Below are 17,486 nucleotides of genomic sequence, written 5' to 3' on the forward strand. Positions count from 1 at the left end.
ATAAACTCCTCCTTTATCGTTTCAGGAAATCTCTTAGCTTCTCAAGCGGCCATGTATTGACCACATTGTCTTTTTTCAGCCATGCTTTCTGTGCGTGGCGGACGCCTGTTGACATGACATCCAGCCCTTCGATTGCATGGGCATCGGTATTGATGGCGACCGGCACGCCTTTTTCCTGTGCCATGACCAGCCATTCCACGGCGAGGTCGAGGCGATATGGGCTCGCATTCAATTCCACGATCTTGCCATATTCTTTTGCCCAATCGAGGATTTGTTCAACGTCCGGATCATAGCCGTCGCGTTTTCCGACGATGCGGCCGGTCGGATGCGCGATCATATGGACATATGGGTTTTTCATTGCAGTCAAGATGCGCGCCATGATCTGTTCTTGCGGCTGTTGGAAACTCGAATGGATGCTCGCGATGACGAAATCCAATTGCGCGAGCACTTCGTCGCCAAAATCCAAACTGCCGTCCGGCAAGATGTCCATTTCCGTTCCCGACATCACTTCGATGCCGTCGTGGCGTTTATTGGCTTCACGCAATTTCCCGTTCTGTTCAATCAAGCGCTCAGGCGTCAAGCCGTTCGCGACTTTTAAGTACTGAGAGTGGTCAGTGATGGCCATGTATTCGTAACCGCGCTCGCGGCATGCGTTGATCATTTCATCAATCGAATGTGCCCCGTCTGACCAGGTTGTGTGCATATGCAAGTCGCCGCGGATATCGTCGAGCGAGACGAGCGACGGCAATTCGTCAATTCGGTCGATTTCACGGCCATCTTCGCGTACGGTCGGTGGGATGAACGGCAAATCGAAATGGGCAAAAAATGCCTCTTCTGAATCGAAGGCCAAGACAGAACCGTCTTCCTGTTCCACGCCGTATTCGCTGATTTTCTCTTTTTTCGCTTTGGCCAATTGGCGCATGCGGACATTATGGTCTTTCGAGCCGGTGAAATGATGCAGCGCTGTCGCGAATTCTTCCGGTGCGACGAGGCGGAAATCGACGTCGATCGGCTCGACCACTTCCACTGCAACAGAGACTTTCGTGTCGCCTGATGCGATGGTTTCTTTTACAGGCAAACCGGCGAGCAGCTGTTCTTTCACTTTTGCCGGTTTATCGGTCGCCACGATAAAGTCGAGGTCTTTGCTCGTTTCTTTCGTTCGGCGGAAGCTTCCGGCAACCGAAAATTTTGCCACTTCGGAAATTGTCGTCAATAAGTTCTCGATGAATGCCACCGTTTCTTCCGTTTTCCAGATCGGGTGGCGTCCCGGATCGGTTTCGAAATTCTCCAGCTCAAGCAGGATTTTCTCTTCGGATTTCGCTCCGAATCCAGGAAGCGCTTGGACACGTCCATCGATGCACGCCTGCTTCAAGGATTCCATTGAATCCACGCCGAGTTCTTTATAGAGTTTGGCAATTTTCTTGCCGCCGAGCCCTTGGAGCTTGAGCATCGGCACAAGCCCTTTCGGCACTTCTTCCTGAAGCTCTTCGAGGACAGACGATTTACCGTCAGTAAGCAATTCCGTGATGACATCACCTGTCCCTTTCCCGATACCTTTCAGCTTCGTGACATCTTCTATCTCGTCCAGGCTGCGCTGGTCGAGTTCAAGCGCTTGGGCGGCTTTACGGAAAGCCGATACTTTAAATGGGTTGTCCCCTTTTAATTCCATATATAACGCGATATTTTCCAATGTGCGGATAATGATCTTTTTATTCATGCGAAACAAACCTCCCTAATCGGTTCATAAAAAAACTTCCCTCGTAAGAGAGAAGTTCCTACTACATATAAATATACCACCATTCCTTCACTTTCTCAGAGAAATAAGGCGTGTGTTCCAGGATGGCACGGGCGATCCCGGAGTTTTCGATTTGGTTTTGGATCACATCGATCGGCAATAGCGCAAATACATACAAGCCGATGAACAACAGGATATGCGCTTCGATGAGCCCGAGGACCGCACCGAAAATCCGGCTCAGGAAACCGAGCACCGGTATGTATTTGATGAAATCGAACATCGAAGCGATCAACGTCAACAAAAATTTCACCACAAAGAAAATAAGTGCGAAAGCCAATAATTGATAGAAAGTTTCATCCAAATTCAATTGTTCGACAGCGATCGCAAATCGCGAGCTTTCATCGACTGTCGGGTATGGCACCCATAACACAAAGTTTTCCGACAGCGGCTTATAATACGTGTAGGCGACAATCAGCGCGACGACGAAGCCGACCATGTGCAGGAACTGCAGCACAAGCCCTCGCTTGAAGCCGACCAAAATGCCCGCCAAAAGCAATACCAATAAAATTAAATCAAGCATATCCGTCAGCCCTTCAAGTTATTCAATTCAATTTCCATTTGTTCTAGCTGCTCTTTCAGTTTAAGATATTCATGTGTCGCATTTACCGCGGTCAATACGGCTAGTTTCGCCTGGTCAAGCGATGGATTGGCGGCGTTGATCTCCCGCATCTTGCTATCGACCATGGAAGCGACAAGCCTCATATGGCCGGATGTCTCAGTACCGAGCATCTTATATGTATGGCCATATATATCAACGACAGTGCGAATTTTATGCTGCTCTTGCAATGCGCGTTCCCCCTTTGGAATTCTATAGACCATCATAACACGAACACGAGCGGATTGTGAATCATAAGAAAGGGGACTCCCAATGACCAATAGCGTCTTGAAACTGCCGGAAGAAGCCTTGAAACGGCTGATTGCCCATTACCAAAATAAAGAAATAACCACCAAGAATCCCCATGCCCGCTTTGCAGCTAAACTGCCGGATGCGATGATCACTGTCTACAGCTCCGGAAAAGTCATGTTCCAGGGCGCAGGCGCCGAGCGCGAAACGGCTAAATGGGGCGTTGCCGACAGTGCCAAGGAAAAAGCGGCAACAGCAAAAGGCGATCGATTGCCTCCCGATTTCGCCAAACGTTCCGTGCTCGGCTCCGATGAAACGGGCACCGGCGATTTTTTCGGCCCGATCACCGTCGCTGCCTGCTTTGTCCCCGCACAGCAAGTCGAGCTCGCCAAGGAACTCGGCGTCAAGGATTCCAAGCAATTGACGGATGATTATATGCGGAAAATAGCACCTGACTTGAAAGCGGCTTTCACCCATAGCGTGCTGGCCTTGAATAATGAGAAATACAACCAAGTGCAGGCGCAGGGCTGGTCGCAAGGCAAGATCAAGGCATTGCTCCACAACCAGGCACTGAAGCATGTGTTGCGGAAGATGGCACCCGAAAAACCGGAAGCGATCCTGATCGACCAATTCGCTGAGCGCAACATCTACTATAAGCATATCGCCAAAGAACCGGAAATCATCCGCGAGAATGTGCTGTTTTCGACAAAAGCGGAAAACCTCCATGTATCGGTTGCCTGCGCGTCGATCATTGCGCGCGTTGCTTTCCTTGAGGAAATGGATCGGCTCAGCACGGTCGCCGGCGTGGCCTTGCCAAAAGGCGCCGGCGCGATTGTCGACGAAGTAGCGGCAAAGATCCTTTTGTCGCGCGGAGAAGCGTTCCTGAAAAGCATCACGAAAGCCCATTTTGCCAATACGAAAAAAGCGCATGCTTTAGCAGCGAAGAAAAAGCGCTACTAAAAAAGCTGTCTTGGGCCTTCATGGGCCCAAGACAGCTTTTCGGTTTTAACGGAGTTCCGCCCCTGATTCCGTGAGCGCTTTGATGATTTTCTCATGCGCTGCGTTCACTTCTTCATCGGTCAGTGTTTTCTCCGGATCGAAATATCTTAGCGAGAACGCCAAGGATTTCTTGCCTTCTTCCATCCGCTCGCCTTCGTAGAGGTCGAAGACGCGGACATCTTTCAATAGCTTGCCTCCCGCTTTGCGGATGACGTCTTCAATCGTCTGGGCCTCCACGATCTTCGAGAGGACCAGGGCGATGTCGCGTGAAATCGTCGGGTAGCGGGATACTTGTGTATAGACGAGCGCTTCCGTTTCGCGGGTCAGCAAAGTCGCCAAGTTCAATTCCACAACGATCGTTTCTTTCAAATCACGCTTCTTCTGCTCGGACGGGTGCAATGCGCCGATCACGCCGATGCGCTTGCCATCGAGCAGGACGAAAGCGGTTCTGCCCGGATGCAAGCCGTCCATTTCACCGCGTTCGAACGATAATTCAAGACCCAGCTTGTCAGCAAGCCCTTCCACGATGCCTTTTGCCACGAAAAAGTCGACAGCTTTCTTTTCGCCCTGCCAGCTGTGGTCGAGCCACAATCCTGTCATGACGATCGCCAAATGCTCTTGTTCATCGAGCAGTTCATCCTGGCCTTTCAAGAATACCGAACCTGTTTCATATAAAGCGGCCGAATCAGTGCGGCGTGCCGTGTTATACGAAAGCGATTCGAGCAAATGAGGCAACAGGCTCTGGCGGAGAATGCTGCGCTCTTCGCTCATCGGCATCAACAGGCGCGTCGTTTCCGTCGGCTCCAGCGCAAATTGCGTAGCTGCGGCTTCCGAAGTCAGTGAATAGGTTGTAGCCTGAAGCAGGCCAGCCCCTTCAAGGAAATGGCGCGCGATGCGGCGTTTCGCCTGGTAAGGGCTCAATCCGCCAGGTGTGGCATCAGTGCGCGGCAATGTTGCCGGAATCTCGTCATAACCGTAAAGACGTGCGATTTCTTCCACGACGTCCTCTTCGATCTGGATATCCTGCCGGCGCGTCGGCACTTCAATAATCAATTGGTTGTTCACCGCTTCTGTCTTGAACTTCAAGCGGCTGAGGATATCAAGCATGTCCTCAAGCCGGATCTTCATGCCGAGGCGGCTATTGATGAAGTCAGGTGAAACTTTGACAATGCGCTCTTGCTTATCGAGCTGGTCGAATACGAGCGAGCCTTTGAGCACTTCCCCGTCCGCAAGCTGTGCCAGCAATTGGGCAGCGCGCTCTGCAGCCGGGATGACGCGGTTCGGGTCGACGCCCTTTTCGTAGCGCGAGCTCGCGTCACTTCTCAAATTATGGTCTTTCGATGTACGGCGGATCGAATCTGAAGCGAAATAAGCCGATTCGATGACGACCGTTGTCGTCTCATCGCTCACTTCCGAATTCGCACCGCCCATTACGCCGGCAAGCGCGACAGGGTCTTTCCCGTTGGTGATGACCAAGTGATGAGCCGATAACGTACGCTCGGTATCGTCAAGGGTTGTGATCTTTTCGCCTTCTTTTGCCTGGCGGACGGTGATATTGCCTGTCCCCAGTGAATCGTAATCAAACGCATGAAGCGGCTGGCCGTATTCCATCAAAATATAGTTCGTCACATCGACGACATTATTATGCGGGCGGACGCCGGCCGCCATCAAACGCTGCTGCAGCCAAAGCGGTGATTCCTTCACTTTGACGTTGCGCACGACTTTCGCGACATACAGGGGGTTCGCTTCTGGTGCATCCACTTCGAGCGACAGCATGCTTTCCGCAGCGTCTGCCGCTTCAGCGTATTCGATTTCCGGCAAGCTAACCTCTTCTTCTAAAATTGCGCCGACTTCATAAGCGACACCGAGCATGCTCATCGCATCCGCACGGTTCGGCGTGAGGCCAAGTTCAAGGACCGTATCGTCCAAGTCCAGGTAAGACAGCACATCTGTACCCGGCTCCGCTTTTTCAGGCAAGACATAAATCCCTTCCGCATAGCTTTTCGGCACGAGTTTCGTTTCAATGCCGAGCTCCTGAAGCGAGCAGATCATGCCGTTCGACACTTCTCCGCGCAGCTTCGCTTTTTTGATCTTCATGCCGCCCGGAAGCTTTGCGCCCGGACGTGCCACGATGACCGTTTGCCCTTTGGCGATATTCGGTGCGCCGCAGATGATCTGGTCGATTTCCCCGCCGCCGACATCCACTTGGCAGATTGACAGTTTATCGGCTTCCGGATGCTTCACGCAATCCGTCACATAACCGACGACCAAATTCGCTAATCCTTCCGAACGGTCGATTACCGCGTCGACTTCGATACCTGCGCGCGTGATTTTCTCCCCGAGTTCCGCAGGGGGCAAATCTTGTGTATTTACGTATTCTTTCAACCATTTTGTCGATACTAACATGAATGTTCCTCCTTAAAGTTCCGTCCGTTGAAATTGCGTCAAGAAACGCACGTCGTTCGTGTAGAAATGGCGGATGTCCTCGATGCCGTATTTCAGCATCGCAATGCGCTCCGGCCCCATGCCGAATGCGAACCCTGTAAGGCGCTTCGAATCATAGCCGGCCATTTCCAGAACGTTCGGATGCACCATGCCGGCGCCGAGAATTTCGATCCAGCCGGTCTTTTTGCAGACATTGCAGCCAGACCCGCCGCATTTGAAGCAGGAAATATCCATTTCAACGGAAGGCTCCGTGAACGGGAAGAAGCTCGGGCGCAGTCGGATTTCGCGGTCTTCGCCGAACATCTTCTTGGCGAAGACGGACAAGGTCCCTTTTAGGTCGCTCATGCGGATATCCTCGCCGACCACGAGCCCTTCGATTTGCGTGAATTGATGCGAATGCGTCGCGTCATCGTTATCGCGGCGGTAGACTTTGCCCGGGCAGATGATCTTGATCGGCTCTCCGCCTTTCGCTTCCATCGTGCGTGCCTGCACCGGTGAAGTGTGCGTGCGCAGCAAGATGTCTTCTGTTATATAGAAGGAATCCTGCATATCGCGTGCCGGATGGCCTTTCGGCAAATTGAGCGCTTCGAAATTATAATAATCCTTCTCGACTTCCGGGCCTTCTGCGATTTCGTAGCCCATCGATAGGAACAGGTCTTCGATTTCTTCGACGACGCGCGTCAAGGGATGCGGATTGCCTGTCTTCGCCGGGCGCCCTGGCAAGGAAATATCGATCGTTTCGCTTTGCAGCTTTTCGTTGATTGCCTGCTCTTCCAAAATGACCATGCGGGCATCGAGTGATTCTGTCACTTCCGCACGCACTTCGTTTGCAAGCGCGCCCATTTTTGGGCGTTCTTCCGCCGGCAATTTGCCCATGCCTTTCAAGACATCGGTGATCGGCCCTTTTTTCCCTAAATACGCTACGCGCACGTCCGTCAATTCCTTGACCGTTTGCGCCGCCTGGATTTTCTCCAAGGCTTCATTTTTCAATTCCTGCAATCTTGCTTCCATTTTCTCTCCTCCTTGAACATAAAAAAGCCCCGCCCCAAAAAGGGACGAGGCATTGATTCGCGGTACCACCCTAGTTATCGCACGCAGGCGATCACTTCATTGAATAACGGCTCATCACCGGCCAGACTTTACGGCACTCGGCCGGTCCCCGTCTGGCAGCTCGCGGGGTGAACTTCCGATGGCCCTGCATATCCGCGCTTTCAGTCGAGGGCGGACTTCCTTGGATGCAGGGGAACAAGGTACTTTTCCCGGTCAACGCTTGTTTATTTCTCTTCTATTATAATGAACTTCCCCCCGTTAATCAAACACCAGTTTTCGGAACAAGGCTGTATAACAGGATTCCAGTCGCTACGGCCACGTTCAATGATTCTGCCGGGCCGTATAGCGGCACCATCAGATTCTGGTCAGTCTGCTCGAGTAACTGCGGCTCGACGCCGCTTCCTTCATTTCCGACGATGAGCGCAAAACGCTCTTTCGACTCCGCCTCGTACATCGGCACCGATTGGTAAAGCGCCGTGCCGTAAACCGGGATGCTGCGTCTCTTCAAGCTTTCGACCCAGTCGAATAAGTCGCCTTTGACGATCGGCACCTGGAAATGCGCGCCTTGCGCCGAACGGACCGTTTTCGGATTGTACGCATCCGCCGATCCTTTTCCGAGAACGACCGCATCGATTCCGGCAGCTGCAGCTGTGCGGATCATCGTACCGACATTACCCGGGTCCTGCACGGCGTCGATCAAGAGCAGCGTCTGCCATTGCTCCTGCACGGATAGATCATACTCCGGCTGCGCACAATGCGCGAAAATGCCTTGCGTATGCTCGGTCTCCGCAATTTCTTTTGCAATCTGTGCGGTCACCACATAAAGCGTGAGGCCTTCGATATCCCAAGCATCCGGGATATCCGTGCCTTCGCGGACGATCAAGCCTTTTATGCCTTCTTTCTTGTTCAATGCCTCTTCCGTCAAATGGAAACCTTCGATGAGGAATTCCCCAAATTTATCGCGCTCTTTCCGGGTCGTGCTCAGTTTCTTCCAATGTTTGACGAGCGAGTTCTGCAATGATTCAATTCGTTTCATAATACGTTCACCACTTTTTTTCAGAATAGCTCCAGTATAGCATAGGGCCGTTTTACGCAGTAAAGAAATCAAAGCCAAGTGCTGTCAAAACCCCGAACGCAAGCGTCCAGGCCCCGATGCTGATGACCATCCAGACAGTCGTATTGCGTTTCGTCGCACCTAAGGTCATGCCGATGAACGCGGCGATATGCGTGCCGATCAAGATTGGCCCTAAAAGCGACAGCCCCGGCAGCCCGTATTTGTTCCAGATGCGCACCGCGCGTTCGTTTTTCTTCGACGGCTCCTTGCCTTTCGCTTCCTGCCGCTTGTCATACCAGACGCGGAATTTGTCAAAGCCGACGATGAGCAGCAGTACCGTCAGCAGATTCCCTACAAATGCCGTGATCATGACCCACGCCGGCGACAAGCCCCAGACGATGCCGAGCGGGATGACGAGCGCGATTTCAAACCACGGGATCGCCGCCCCGAGGAATATTAATGCGTATTCATAAATCATTCAGCCGCCTCCTTCAGATGCCTGCGCATCTCCAAATAGTAAATCAGGTTCTGGCCGAATGCGAGCGCGAGGATTCCCCAGACGATAAAGAGCCGCGGGATCGGGAACAGCATCACGATCAATGCAAAGAGCGGCAATGTCCAGGTGATGAATGTATACACTTTCTGCACCGCTTTTCTTGTGATGAACGTCATTCCTTCGTCTTCTTCCATGTATTCAGGAGGGCGCATTGAAAATGGAGAAATTTTCTTGCCTGGATTTTTTCGGTTGTACGCTTGCAAAGCAATCAAATAGATGGTGGTTAATACTAAATACGCGATCAATGCCGCGAACAGCAAGAACCCTTCCACCGCTTGCATTTCGATGCTCAAGCTCGAATCAGTCTTCGTGACATTGACGAAGCTTGAAGTGAACCCAACCGCCATGACAGCGAGTATTAAAATGAACGCCATATTCCATAAAGGGTAAGTGATCCGAAAATCTTTCTTCATCCTATTCTTCCTCCTCTAGCCAAAATAATTCCCCGATTTCCACTTGCAATGCATCAGCAAGTTTCAAAGCAAGGGTGATCGATGGCGAAAACTCGCCTTTTTCAATAAAAGCGATGGTCTGCCGCGTCACATCTACTTTCTTGCCTAACTCGCTTTGCGTGTAGCCATAGCGTGCTCGCAGTTCCTTTACGCGGTTCCTAAGCATCCGCTTCATCCTTTCTTTAAAGATGTTAGGTTTATATTACATAATGTACATTAAACTTAACATTTTATCAAGTAAAGCTAATATAGAAACTATTATTTTATTGGGAAGTTTCGACATGTTTGCGGAATATAAAGGATTGTTTGTCGAATATATTAGCTTATTTGCGTAATTCGTTAAGTTATTTGCGGAATGCTATTCATTGTTTGCGGAATACACCAATTTATTTGCATAACCCCAAAAAGCTTTCCGCATTTCGCGAAAAGTTAGTCTTTTTTCTTTAAATAGTATGTCCGGTTGCGCAAAGCGCCAGCAGTCCCTAAATCATATACGGCCAACAAACGGGAAGTTATATAAGGCGATTCGATCTTGCAAAATTTCCGGAGTTGCCTATTGCTTAGATGTGTATGAACCAGGGAAAAATATTCCTGGACTGCATGTTGAAAAGCGAACGGATCCACCGCTTGGCAGTCGGCACAAACCCAGCCTTTCTTATGTTTCCGCGTCATGCTCAGATTTTTGCAGTTTTTGCACAAGATGCCCGTGTGGAGTTCGGTTTCTTCTATTGAATATAAATGGCACAATGGTTTCCTCTCATAGGGGGTCTGGAAATGCTCGAGGAGTTTCTGGATTTCCGATAAATCGTGAGGGTTGTCTTTTAGGGGGAATTCCTGAATGATGTTGAATAAATAATCGATCAATTGATAAGTTTTACAGATGTGGTGGTGCTCTGGCTTAGCGAGAAATTCACAATGTTTAGATGTAAACACGACCATTCCCGAAATGGGCAAATCGATTTTCTGTTGTTTGAAAAACAATGTCAAAAACCGAATATGCTTGTTCAACTGGATCGTCGGATCTTCCATTATAGTTTTTACGCCTTCTGTATTGATTCTTGAAAATTCTTCGGTTTTATCATCAAAATAAAGTTGGCCGCTTATATTTTTCGATTCGATGACAATCGCCCCGCGCTCCGTCAATAACAATCCATCCATTTGGATTTTCCACTGCCCTCTCGACAAGCATACATTTTTTAGAAACCGGGACTGCTCCTCTGTCTCGAATTCAATCATCTTTCGGTGCAGCCTTTCTTCTCCTCTTCTTCCGGCAGCCGCTTTAAAAATTTCAACTTGGATAAATTCCCGGCGCGAATGATTGTCAGGCAATCGATACAACAGCCTCTCCAACGACTCTGTTACAGGTAATAATGCTATTTCTTTTTTGCCCATTGAGCACCTCCTAGTAGGATAATTGAAGTATAGCATTCCGCGAGGCCATTCACGCCACCTCTTACACCGTAAATTGGTACTTAGGGGCATTTGCTTGCGGAATGCTTAGGGTTCTTTGCAAAACGTTATGATTTATTTGCGGTATTCCTCTGGTTGTTTGCCAAGCGCCTTATTTTATTTGCGGAATATATACGTTTTTTTGCAGATTTGACTTCGGCTCCCAATCAACAAAAAACCCCTCCACTAAAGTGGAAGGGGTTCCATTGTTCATTCAAATGTAATGCGTGTGACAGTGTCCTTGTCCAGTTTCTTGATCACTTCAATGATCAATTTCACTGCATTTTCGTAATCGTCGCGGTGCAGGATGCCTGCGTGCGAATGGATATAGCGCGTCGCAACGCCGATCGACAAGGCGGGCACGCCGTTTGCCGTCAAGTGGATCGAGCCGGCATCCGTTCCGCCGCCCGCAATCGTCTCGAACTGGTACGGGATTCCTGACTCTTCCGCTGTATCGACGACCAACTCACGCAAGCCGCGGTGAGAGACCATCGATGCGTCGAACAATAGGATTTGTGGGCCGTCGCCCATTTTGCTGTTGGATTCTTTCGAGGTGACGCCAGGCGTGTCCCCTGCGATGCCTACATCCACCGCAAAACCGATGTCCGGCTGGATGAATGAAGTCGCCGTTTTCGCGCCGCGCAAGCCGACTTCTTCTTGGACCGTTCCGACGCCGTAAACGACGTTCGGGTGGTCGACGCCTTTCAAGCCTTTCAAGACATCGATGGCAATGGCGCAGCCGATGCGGTTGTCCCAAGCTTTCGCCATCAGTAATTTATCGTTGTTCATGACCGTGAATTCGAAATACGGCGTGACCATATCGCCTGGCGTTACGCCCCATTCTTTCGCTTCTTCATGTGAAGAAGCGCCGATGTCGATGAACATGTCCTTGATTTCCACGGGTTTTTTGCGTGCTTCCGGAGACAGGATGTGTGGCGGTTTAGATCCAATAACCCCTGTGATTTCTTTGCCGCTGCGCGTCGTGATCGTCACGCGCTGGGCAAGCATGACCTGGTTCCACCAGCCGCCGACTGTCTGGAATTTCAGGAATCCTTTATCGTCGATCTGGGAAATCATGAAGCCGACTTCGTCCAAGTGGCCAGCGACCATGATTTTCGGACCGCCTGCTAGCCCTTCTTTTTTGGCGATCAAGCTGCCGAGATTATCGGTCTCAATCGTATCGGCAAATGGTTCTATGTATTTCTTCATGACCTCGCGTGATTGGCGTTCGTTGCCGGGAATGCCATTGGCGTCTGTAAGCTCTTTCAACATCTGTTGTGTTTCATCTAATTTTGACATTATTTCGACCTCCTAAATAGTCATTGCTTTTTTAGTATATATGAAAGCGCTAACCTTATCAAAAGATTCCTTCAATACCCTTGCTGCTGGCGCTTATAATTGATCTCGTTCTTTTCTACATAAGCCGCGAGCACTTCCCCATAGCTGAAGCCGAGCGCTTTTGCCAAGGCCCCGAACGTCCGCCACAAGTTATCGTATTCTTCGAATGACGATTGTTCTGCAAAGCGTCCGATTGACTGGTGGGCAGAGAGGAACAGCTCCGTCAAGTCTTGTTCGCCAATCGGTTCTGGCCATTGCTCAAGTGACTCGAAGCCCTTTTCAATACCAAGCGACAGGATGAAATGAATGCAATCGACATATTCCTCCAACAAGGTGCTTTTATCCGACGGTCCTTTCGTGCTCCAGAACTTGAAGCATCTCGTTTCATTCGCGAGCTCCGATAGTTCCACTTGAAGTGCCAGCACTTTCTTGCGGAACACCGACTCCCCGACGTTCCTGTTCGATTGGATATAGCGGTCGAGCTCCCGCTGCATGTGGAACAATTCCTGTAGGTTCATAGTCTTTCCCCTTTTCGATGAAATAGTGAAACTTTAAAGCTTCTGTTTCGTATTATACACAAGACTATCTTCATAAGGGGGCAATACGATGGCATTTTTGATCAGATTGATCATCATCGCCTTGATCATCTACCTGTTTTACCGTCTCCTCAAATTCATTTTCGACCCGAAACGCAAACTCGATGCAGCGCTTGAATCCGGCACTTATTATTTCCATGACGATGTCGGGAACGTCCGCAGGAACTTCTTCATTGCCATGCGCGGCGTCCTGTTTGAAGGCGAGAAATACCTAGGGACCACGAAAGAGGCATTTGATGTCGTCTCCATTTTCGTCTGGACCGAGACGCCTGATAAGCTGATCGGCTTCTCCAAGGAGGATTTTCATTTCCTGGAGAAGGAGATCCGTATGAACTATCCCGATGCGGACATCTCCTGGAAAAGCCCAATCGAACAATTGATGAAAAAAGAGGGAGAAGCCTGAGCTTCTCCCTCTTTTCCTTATTGGGATGCGGCCCAAATAAGCAAGATGGCCTGCATCAAAGCTAACGCAAAGAATCCGATGCGGAAATTCGTATGCTTTGTTTTATGCCTGAACAGCATCATTCCCAAATATGCCCCGATGCCGCCGCCGATTGCCGCGACAAGCCATAGGCGTTTTTCCGGGATGCGCGGCCCGCGCGCTTGCGCCTGCCGTTTATCTGCCCACATCATGATAAAGGCAAATATCGACATGGTTGCCGTATATGCGTATAAAATGGTCATTCTCTTCCCTCCCGAACGGCTTAAACAAAAAAAGGCCGGCAATTAGCCGGCCTTCCTTCAATCGAACCAGGCGCTAGGCCTAGTGTGAATTAGTTGTTAGATGCTTTTTTCGCTTGATCAACCAACGCTGTGAAAGCAGCTGCATCAGATACAGCGATTTCAGCTAGCATTTTGCGGTTGATGTCGATACCAGCAAGTTTCAATCCGTGCATCAAGCGGCTGTATGAAATATCGTTCAAACGAGCTGCTGCGTTGATGCGTGTGATCCACAATTTGCGGAAATCACGTTTTTTGTTGCGGCGGTCACGGTAAGCATAGTTACCTGATTTCATGACCTGTTGGTTCGCTACTTTAAATAGTAAGTGTTTAGAACCGTAATAACCTTTAGCTAATTTTAATACTCTTTTACGACGCTTGCGCGTCACTGTTCCGCCTTTTACGCGTGGCATATTGAATTACCTCCTGCTTGAATATGAAAAATTCGATTTTTGTAGTTGTTGGTGTCTAGACTTCAACGGCCAACTCCTCTGGCTTAAGCTGCCGGAGTTTGACGGCCATTTACGCTTCTCTAGTTTTACTTCATGTTGTAGATCAAAGATTTGATGCGTTTCAAGTCGCCTGCAGAAACCAATGAGCTCTTGCGGAGCTTGCGTTTTTGCTTAGTTGACTTGTTTGCGAACAAGTGGCTTGTGTGGGAACGGTTGCGTTTTACTTTACCAGTTCCAGTTTTCTTGAAGCGTTTAGACGCTCCACTGTGGCTTTTCATTTTCGGCATTTCGGGTTCCTCCTAAACAATTATGCTATTATTCCTTCTCGTTGACCGGGTTCAGCATCAAGAACATGCTGCGGCCTTCCATTTTCGGGCGCTGTTCAACCGTCGCGACGTCCTTGCACTCTTCTGCGAAGCGTTCAAGGACGCGTTGTCCGATTTCTTTGTGCGTGATCGCACGGCCTTTGAAACGGATTGAAGCTTTCACTTTGTCGCCTTTTTCAAGGAACTTGATGGCATTGCGGAGCTTCGTGTTAAAATCGTGATCATCGATGCCTGGGCTCAAACGAACCTCTTTGACGTTGATGATCTTTTGGTTTTTACGAATTTCGCGCTCTTTTTTCTGCTGTTCAAATTTGAACTTGCCGTGGTCCATGATCCGTGCGACCGGCGGCTTAGCTTGAGGAGCCACTAACACTAGATCCAAGTTGACACGGGCTGCAATCTCGAGCGCCTCGTTGCGTGATTTGATGCCGAGCTGTTCACCATTTTGGTCAATAACCCGTAATTCACGTGCACGAATGCCTTCGTTTACATTGTTGTCTCTGCTAATAATGATCCACCTCCGGGTAGTGTCGCGAATAGCTTAAATGTGTAAACCGGATCTTCCGGTTCACAGGCGCAAACAAAAAGCGGGCGAACCCCGAGGAGTCCGCCCGCCATAATATGACACATGCCAGATGCATGTAAAAGTCAATCGTGTCTACCTGCCAACAATCGGTCGATCAGGTGAGAAGCGGGCGCTCCTGCTTGCACATATAAGTATTCAATAACCTAAATAAGAATATCACGCAGCGCTTTTACTGTCAAGCACTTTAGCGAAGTTCGGATTGGACGAGCTTGAGGAAGTCTTCAAACGGCATGCTCTCGGAGTTCTGCTCGCCGTATTTGCGCACATTGACCGAACCGCTTTCCAATTCCTTGTCGCCGATGACGAGCATATACGGAACTTTTTGCATCTGTGCTTCACGGATTTTGTAGCCGAGTTTTTCGTCGCGCTCATCGATATCGACGCGCAATTTATGCTGCTGCATTTTTTCCTGAAGCTCTTTTGCGTATTCGCTGTGCACATCAAGCGATACCGGGATGATCTCCACTTGCACCGGCGCGAGCCAAGTTGGGAATGCGCCTTTGTACTCTTCGATCAGGAAGGCGACAAAACGCTCCATTGTCGAAACGACACCTCGGTGAATGACGACCGGGCGGTGCTGTTTGCCGTCTTCGCCGATATACGTCAAATCGAATTTCTCCGGCAACAGGAAATCGAGCTGTACAGTCGATAAAGTCTCTTCTTTGCCGAGCGCAGTTTTCACTTGGACGTCGAGTTTCGGCCCGTAGAACGCCGCTTCGCCTTCTGCTTCGAAATAATCGAGGCCGAGTTCGTCCATCGCTTCTTTCAGCATCGATTGCGCGCGATTCCACATCGCGTCATCGTCGTAGTACTTCTCTTTATCTTCCGGGTCACGGTACGATACGCGGAACGAATAATCTTTCAAATCGAAGTCTTTGTATACCTCAATGACGAGATTGACGACGCGTTTGAATTCCTCTTTGATCTGGTCCGGGCGCACGAATAGATGGGCGTCGTTCAATGTCATGCCGCGTACGCGCTGCAGGCCGGACAAGGCCCCGGACATCTCATAGCGGTGCATGAGCCCCAGTTCTGCGATGCGGATCGGCAATTGGCGGTAGGAATGGATGCCTTGCTTATAAATCATCATATGATGCGGGCAGTTCATTGGGCGTAGTACAAGGTCTTCATTGTCCATGCTCATGACCGGGAACATGTTTTCCTGGTAGTGGTCCCAGTGGCCGCTTGTTTTGTACAATTCGACACTGCCCATGACCGGTGTATAAACGTGGTCATAGCCCATGCGCTCTTCTTTATCGACGATATAGCGTTCGATGATGCGGCGGATCGTTGCGCCTTTTGGCAGCCACATCGGCAATCCTTGGCCCACTTTTTGGGAATTCATGAACAAATTGAGCTCTTTGCCGATTTTGCGGTGGTCGCGCTCTTTCGCTTCTTCCAGCATTTCAAGATGGGCTTTCAGCTCTTCTTTCTTGAAGAATGCTGTTCCATAGATTCGCTGCAGCATCTTGTTGTCGCTATCGCCGCGCCAGTAAGCTCCTGCGACACTCAATAATTTGAATTCCTTCAATTTGCCAGTCGATGGCACATGGATGCCGCGGCACAGGTCGAAAAATTCGCCTTGTTCGTAAATGGACACTTGCTCATCTTCTGGGATCGCTTCGAGCAGCTCCAGTTTATAAGGGTCTTCGATTTCCGCAAAACGCTGCTGCGCTTCGTTTCTCGACACTTCCACACGGACGATGTCCAAATTCTCATTGATGATTTTCTTCATTTCTTTTTCGATGACCGGGAGATCTTCAGCTGTAATCGCCGACTCCGTATCGATATCGTAATAAAAACCGTTTTCGATGACCGGCCCGACGCCAAGTTTGGCATCCGGATATAGGCGTTTGACTGCTTGGGCCATCAAATGCGCTGAGCTGTGGCGCAGCACTTCCAAGGCTTCTTCGGATTCCGGCGTGATGATCGCGATGTCGCCATCCTCTTCGAGAGGGGCTTTCAAATCGACCAACTTGCCCGAAAGCTTGCCCGCTACCGCTTTTTTTCGAAGGCCGGGGCTGATGGATTGCGCGATTTCTTCTGTGGATGTTCCTTTGGCGAACTCTTTTACTGCGCCGTCTGGAAATGTTAATTGAATCATTTCTGCCATATGAATCTCTCCTTTGAATGATGTAGGGTGAACCGCGAACCACAGGGTCTGATTCAGCGTTTCAGGTTTTCTTGATGTCCAGCTTCAGCTGCCTGCTCCTCGGGTCATAAGCCACTCCGGCTGTGCGGTTGAAAAAACACCGCTTCGCCAAATCGTCTTATGCCTGTCGGAGCATAACGGCAGCTTCCGCTTTTCTTGATGTCTAGCTCCGGCAGCCAGACCCTCGAGGTCACAAGCCAATTTGCTTTTGCGGCAAAGAGCGCCGCTTCAGCAAACTGTCTTGTGCTTGTCGGGTCTTGACGGCTGCCTTCGCTTTTCTTGGTGTCTAGCTTCAGCGCCAAGCTCCTCGGGGTCTTAAGTCACCCTGGCTGTGCGGCAGAAAGCGCCGCTTCGCCAGTGCGCCTTAAGCCTGTCAGAGCTGAACAGGCGCTTCCGCTTTTCTTTTTTTCCACACAAAAAGCCCCATCCCAAAAGGGACGAAGCTCTGTTCGTGGTTCCACCCTTCTTCTCTTCCGCACAATTTTTGCGCGCGGAATGAAGCTCTGCATCGGCTAACGGGCCGGTACCGTCGCCTGCTACTGGGGTTCGCAGGCGCTGCTCGAAGGGGGTAAACGGAAATGCTGTGCCGGGAAGCTTTCAGCCGTGTCTCCCCTCTCTGTGTGCCATGCGCAACCGTTCGTGTCCTTGTCATTGCATGTAAATCATTATTGA

The 17,486-nt window shown here is 50.1% G+C and carries 19 protein-coding genes and 1 other annotated feature; of the genes, 2 read left to right on the forward strand and 17 right to left on the reverse strand.

Annotation, left to right across the window (positions count from 1 at the left end):
• Positions 1-13: 13 nt before the first annotated feature.
• The 3 genes from polX to zapA form a co-directional block, all read right to left on the reverse strand.
• Positions 14-1,717 carry a DNA polymerase/3'-5' exonuclease PolX gene (gene polX, locus DP119_RS08135; RefSeq protein WP_112232587.1) on the reverse strand — a complete coding sequence of 568 codons (1,704 nt, stop codon included), beginning with the start codon at positions 1,715-1,717 and terminating at the stop codon, positions 14-16.
• A gap of 61 nt (positions 1,718-1,778) precedes the next feature.
• Positions 1,779-2,315, reverse strand: a complete 537-nt coding sequence (locus DP119_RS08140) for a CvpA family protein (RefSeq protein ID WP_112232589.1) — start codon at positions 2,313-2,315, stop codon at positions 1,779-1,781.
• 5 nt (positions 2,316-2,320) lie between these two features.
• Positions 2,321-2,581 (reverse strand): cell division protein ZapA, encoded by a 261-nt coding sequence (zapA, locus tag DP119_RS08145; protein WP_058381052.1) that lies wholly within the window; start codon positions 2,579-2,581, stop codon positions 2,321-2,323.
• An 82-nt stretch (positions 2,582-2,663) separates the two neighbouring features.
• On the opposite strand from zapA, the gene rnhC reads away from it, so the two are divergent.
• Positions 2,664-3,599: a ribonuclease HIII gene (gene rnhC, locus DP119_RS08150; protein ID WP_112232591.1), complete on the forward strand. Its 936-nt coding sequence runs from the start codon at positions 2,664-2,666 to the stop codon at positions 3,597-3,599.
• A 45-nt stretch (positions 3,600-3,644) separates the two neighbouring features.
• Here rnhC and pheT read toward each other — a convergent pair whose 3' ends face one another.
• The 9 genes from pheT to DP119_RS08195 all read right to left on the reverse strand — a co-directional run bounded on the left by pheT (position 3,645) and on the right by DP119_RS08195 (position 12,500).
• Entirely contained in the window at positions 3,645-6,044 is a 2,400-nt protein-coding gene (pheT, locus tag DP119_RS08155; RefSeq protein ID WP_112232593.1) for a phenylalanine--tRNA ligase subunit beta, read from the reverse strand.
• Between the two features lie 12 nt (positions 6,045-6,056).
• Positions 6,057-7,094 (reverse strand): phenylalanine--tRNA ligase subunit alpha, encoded by a 1,038-nt coding sequence (pheS, locus tag DP119_RS08160; RefSeq protein ID WP_112232595.1) that lies wholly within the window; start codon positions 7,092-7,094, stop codon positions 6,057-6,059.
• A gap of 37 nt (positions 7,095-7,131) precedes the next feature.
• Positions 7,132-7,359 (reverse strand) — a binding site (T-box leader).
• 36 nt (positions 7,360-7,395) lie between these two features.
• Positions 7,396-8,169 (reverse strand): TrmH family RNA methyltransferase, encoded by a 774-nt coding sequence (locus tag DP119_RS08165; RefSeq protein WP_112232597.1) that lies wholly within the window; start codon positions 8,167-8,169, stop codon positions 7,396-7,398.
• A gap of 52 nt (positions 8,170-8,221) precedes the next feature.
• The gene (locus DP119_RS08170; RefSeq protein WP_112232599.1) at positions 8,222-8,665 is read right to left on the reverse strand and encodes a small multi-drug export protein; all 444 of its coding nucleotides are present in this window, start codon (positions 8,663-8,665) and stop codon (positions 8,222-8,224) included.
• Positions 8,662-9,156, reverse strand: coding sequence for a hypothetical protein (locus DP119_RS08175; protein ID WP_112232601.1), 495 nt, complete (start codon positions 9,154-9,156; stop codon positions 8,662-8,664). Before DP119_RS08175 ends, DP119_RS08170 begins: the two co-directional genes overlap by 4 nt.
• Position 9,157: 1 nt before the next feature.
• Positions 9,158-9,361 (reverse strand): helix-turn-helix transcriptional regulator, encoded by a 204-nt coding sequence (locus DP119_RS08180; RefSeq protein WP_112232603.1) that lies wholly within the window; start codon positions 9,359-9,361, stop codon positions 9,158-9,160.
• Positions 9,362-9,624: 263 nt separating this feature from the next.
• Positions 9,625-10,587, reverse strand: coding sequence for a nuclease-related domain-containing protein (locus DP119_RS08185; protein ID WP_112232605.1), 963 nt, complete (start codon positions 10,585-10,587; stop codon positions 9,625-9,627).
• 267 nt (positions 10,588-10,854) lie between these two features.
• Positions 10,855-11,943, reverse strand: a complete 1,089-nt coding sequence (locus DP119_RS08190) for a M42 family metallopeptidase (RefSeq protein WP_112232607.1) — start codon at positions 11,941-11,943, stop codon at positions 10,855-10,857.
• Between the two features lie 71 nt (positions 11,944-12,014).
• Positions 12,015-12,500, reverse strand: a complete 486-nt coding sequence (locus tag DP119_RS08195) for a dUTP diphosphatase (RefSeq protein ID WP_112232609.1) — start codon at positions 12,498-12,500, stop codon at positions 12,015-12,017.
• Between the two features lie 88 nt (positions 12,501-12,588).
• Between DP119_RS08195 and DP119_RS08200 the strand changes: the two genes are divergently transcribed.
• Positions 12,589-12,981 (forward strand): sigma-w pathway protein ysdB, encoded by a 393-nt coding sequence (locus DP119_RS08200; protein WP_112232611.1) that lies wholly within the window; start codon positions 12,589-12,591, stop codon positions 12,979-12,981.
• A gap of 17 nt (positions 12,982-12,998) precedes the next feature.
• Here the strand turns inward: DP119_RS08200 and DP119_RS08205 are convergent, their stop codons facing one another.
• The 5 genes from DP119_RS08205 to thrS all read right to left on the reverse strand — a co-directional run bounded on the left by DP119_RS08205 (position 12,999) and on the right by thrS (position 16,775).
• Complete coding sequence (locus DP119_RS08205; RefSeq protein ID WP_112232612.1) at positions 12,999-13,262, reverse strand: DUF1294 domain-containing protein; 264 nt, start codon at positions 13,260-13,262, stop codon at positions 12,999-13,001.
• Between the two features lie 89 nt (positions 13,263-13,351).
• A complete protein-coding gene (gene rplT, locus DP119_RS08210; protein WP_058381063.1) occupies positions 13,352-13,711 on the reverse strand; it encodes a 50S ribosomal protein L20 in 360 nt (119 codons plus the stop codon).
• Positions 13,712-13,836: 125 nt separating this feature from the next.
• Positions 13,837-14,037 (reverse strand): 50S ribosomal protein L35, encoded by a 201-nt coding sequence (gene rpmI, locus DP119_RS08215; protein ID WP_068868892.1) that lies wholly within the window; start codon positions 14,035-14,037, stop codon positions 13,837-13,839.
• Positions 14,038-14,065: 28 nt separating this feature from the next.
• Complete coding sequence (gene infC, locus DP119_RS08220; protein WP_112232614.1) at positions 14,066-14,584, reverse strand: translation initiation factor IF-3; 519 nt, start codon at positions 14,582-14,584, stop codon at positions 14,066-14,068.
• Between the two features lie 262 nt (positions 14,585-14,846).
• Complete coding sequence (thrS, locus tag DP119_RS08225) at positions 14,847-16,775, reverse strand: threonine--tRNA ligase (protein ID WP_112232616.1); 1,929 nt, start codon at positions 16,773-16,775, stop codon at positions 14,847-14,849.
• Positions 16,776-17,486: the final 711 nt, after the last annotated feature.

Origin of the sequence: Planococcus maitriensis, assembly GCF_003289925.1 — a bacterium.
In the GTDB taxonomy this organism is placed as follows: Bacteria; Bacillota; Bacilli; order Bacillales_A; family Planococcaceae; genus Planococcus; species Planococcus maitriensis.

Coding starts and splice junctions, on each gene's coding strand:
- rpmI (WP_068868892.1), bottom strand. CDS start 14,037: ATGCCGAAAATGAAAAGCCACAGTGGAGCGTCTAAACGCTTCAAGAAA.
- DP119_RS08185 (WP_112232605.1), bottom strand. CDS start 10,587: ATGGGCAAAAAAGAAATAGCATTATTACCTGTAACAGAGTCGTTGGAG.
- DP119_RS08195 (WP_112232609.1), bottom strand. CDS start 12,500: ATGAACCTACAGGAATTGTTCCACATGCAGCGGGAGCTCGACCGCTAT.
- DP119_RS08180 (WP_112232603.1), bottom strand. CDS start 9,361: ATGCTTAGGAACCGCGTAAAGGAACTGCGAGCACGCTATGGCTACACG.
- thrS (WP_112232616.1), bottom strand. CDS start 16,775: ATGGCAGAAATGATTCAATTAACATTTCCAGACGGCGCAGTAAAAGAG.
- pheS (WP_112232595.1), bottom strand. CDS start 7,094: ATGGAAGCAAGATTGCAGGAATTGAAAAATGAAGCCTTGGAGAAAATC.
- DP119_RS08190 (WP_112232607.1), bottom strand. CDS start 11,943: ATGTCAAAATTAGATGAAACACAACAGATGTTGAAAGAGCTTACAGAC.
- rnhC (WP_112232591.1), top strand. CDS start 2,664: ATGACCAATAGCGTCTTGAAACTGCCGGAAGAAGCCTTGAAACGGCTG.
- DP119_RS08175 (WP_112232601.1), bottom strand. CDS start 9,156: ATGAAGAAAGATTTTCGGATCACTTACCCTTTATGGAATATGGCGTTC.
- DP119_RS08200 (WP_112232611.1), top strand. CDS start 12,589: ATGGCATTTTTGATCAGATTGATCATCATCGCCTTGATCATCTACCTG.
- DP119_RS08205 (WP_112232612.1), bottom strand. CDS start 13,262: ATGACCATTTTATACGCATATACGGCAACCATGTCGATATTTGCCTTT.
- DP119_RS08170 (WP_112232599.1), bottom strand. CDS start 8,665: ATGATTTATGAATACGCATTAATATTCCTCGGGGCGGCGATCCCGTGG.
- polX (WP_112232587.1), bottom strand. CDS start 1,717: ATGAATAAAAAGATCATTATCCGCACATTGGAAAATATCGCGTTATAT.
- rplT (WP_058381063.1), bottom strand. CDS start 13,711: ATGCCACGCGTAAAAGGCGGAACAGTGACGCGCAAGCGTCGTAAAAGA.
- DP119_RS08140 (WP_112232589.1), bottom strand. CDS start 2,315: ATGCTTGATTTAATTTTATTGGTATTGCTTTTGGCGGGCATTTTGGTC.
- pheT (WP_112232593.1), bottom strand. CDS start 6,044: ATGTTAGTATCGACAAAATGGTTGAAAGAATACGTAAATACACAAGAT.
- DP119_RS08165 (WP_112232597.1), bottom strand. CDS start 8,169: ATGAAACGAATTGAATCATTGCAGAACTCGCTCGTCAAACATTGGAAG.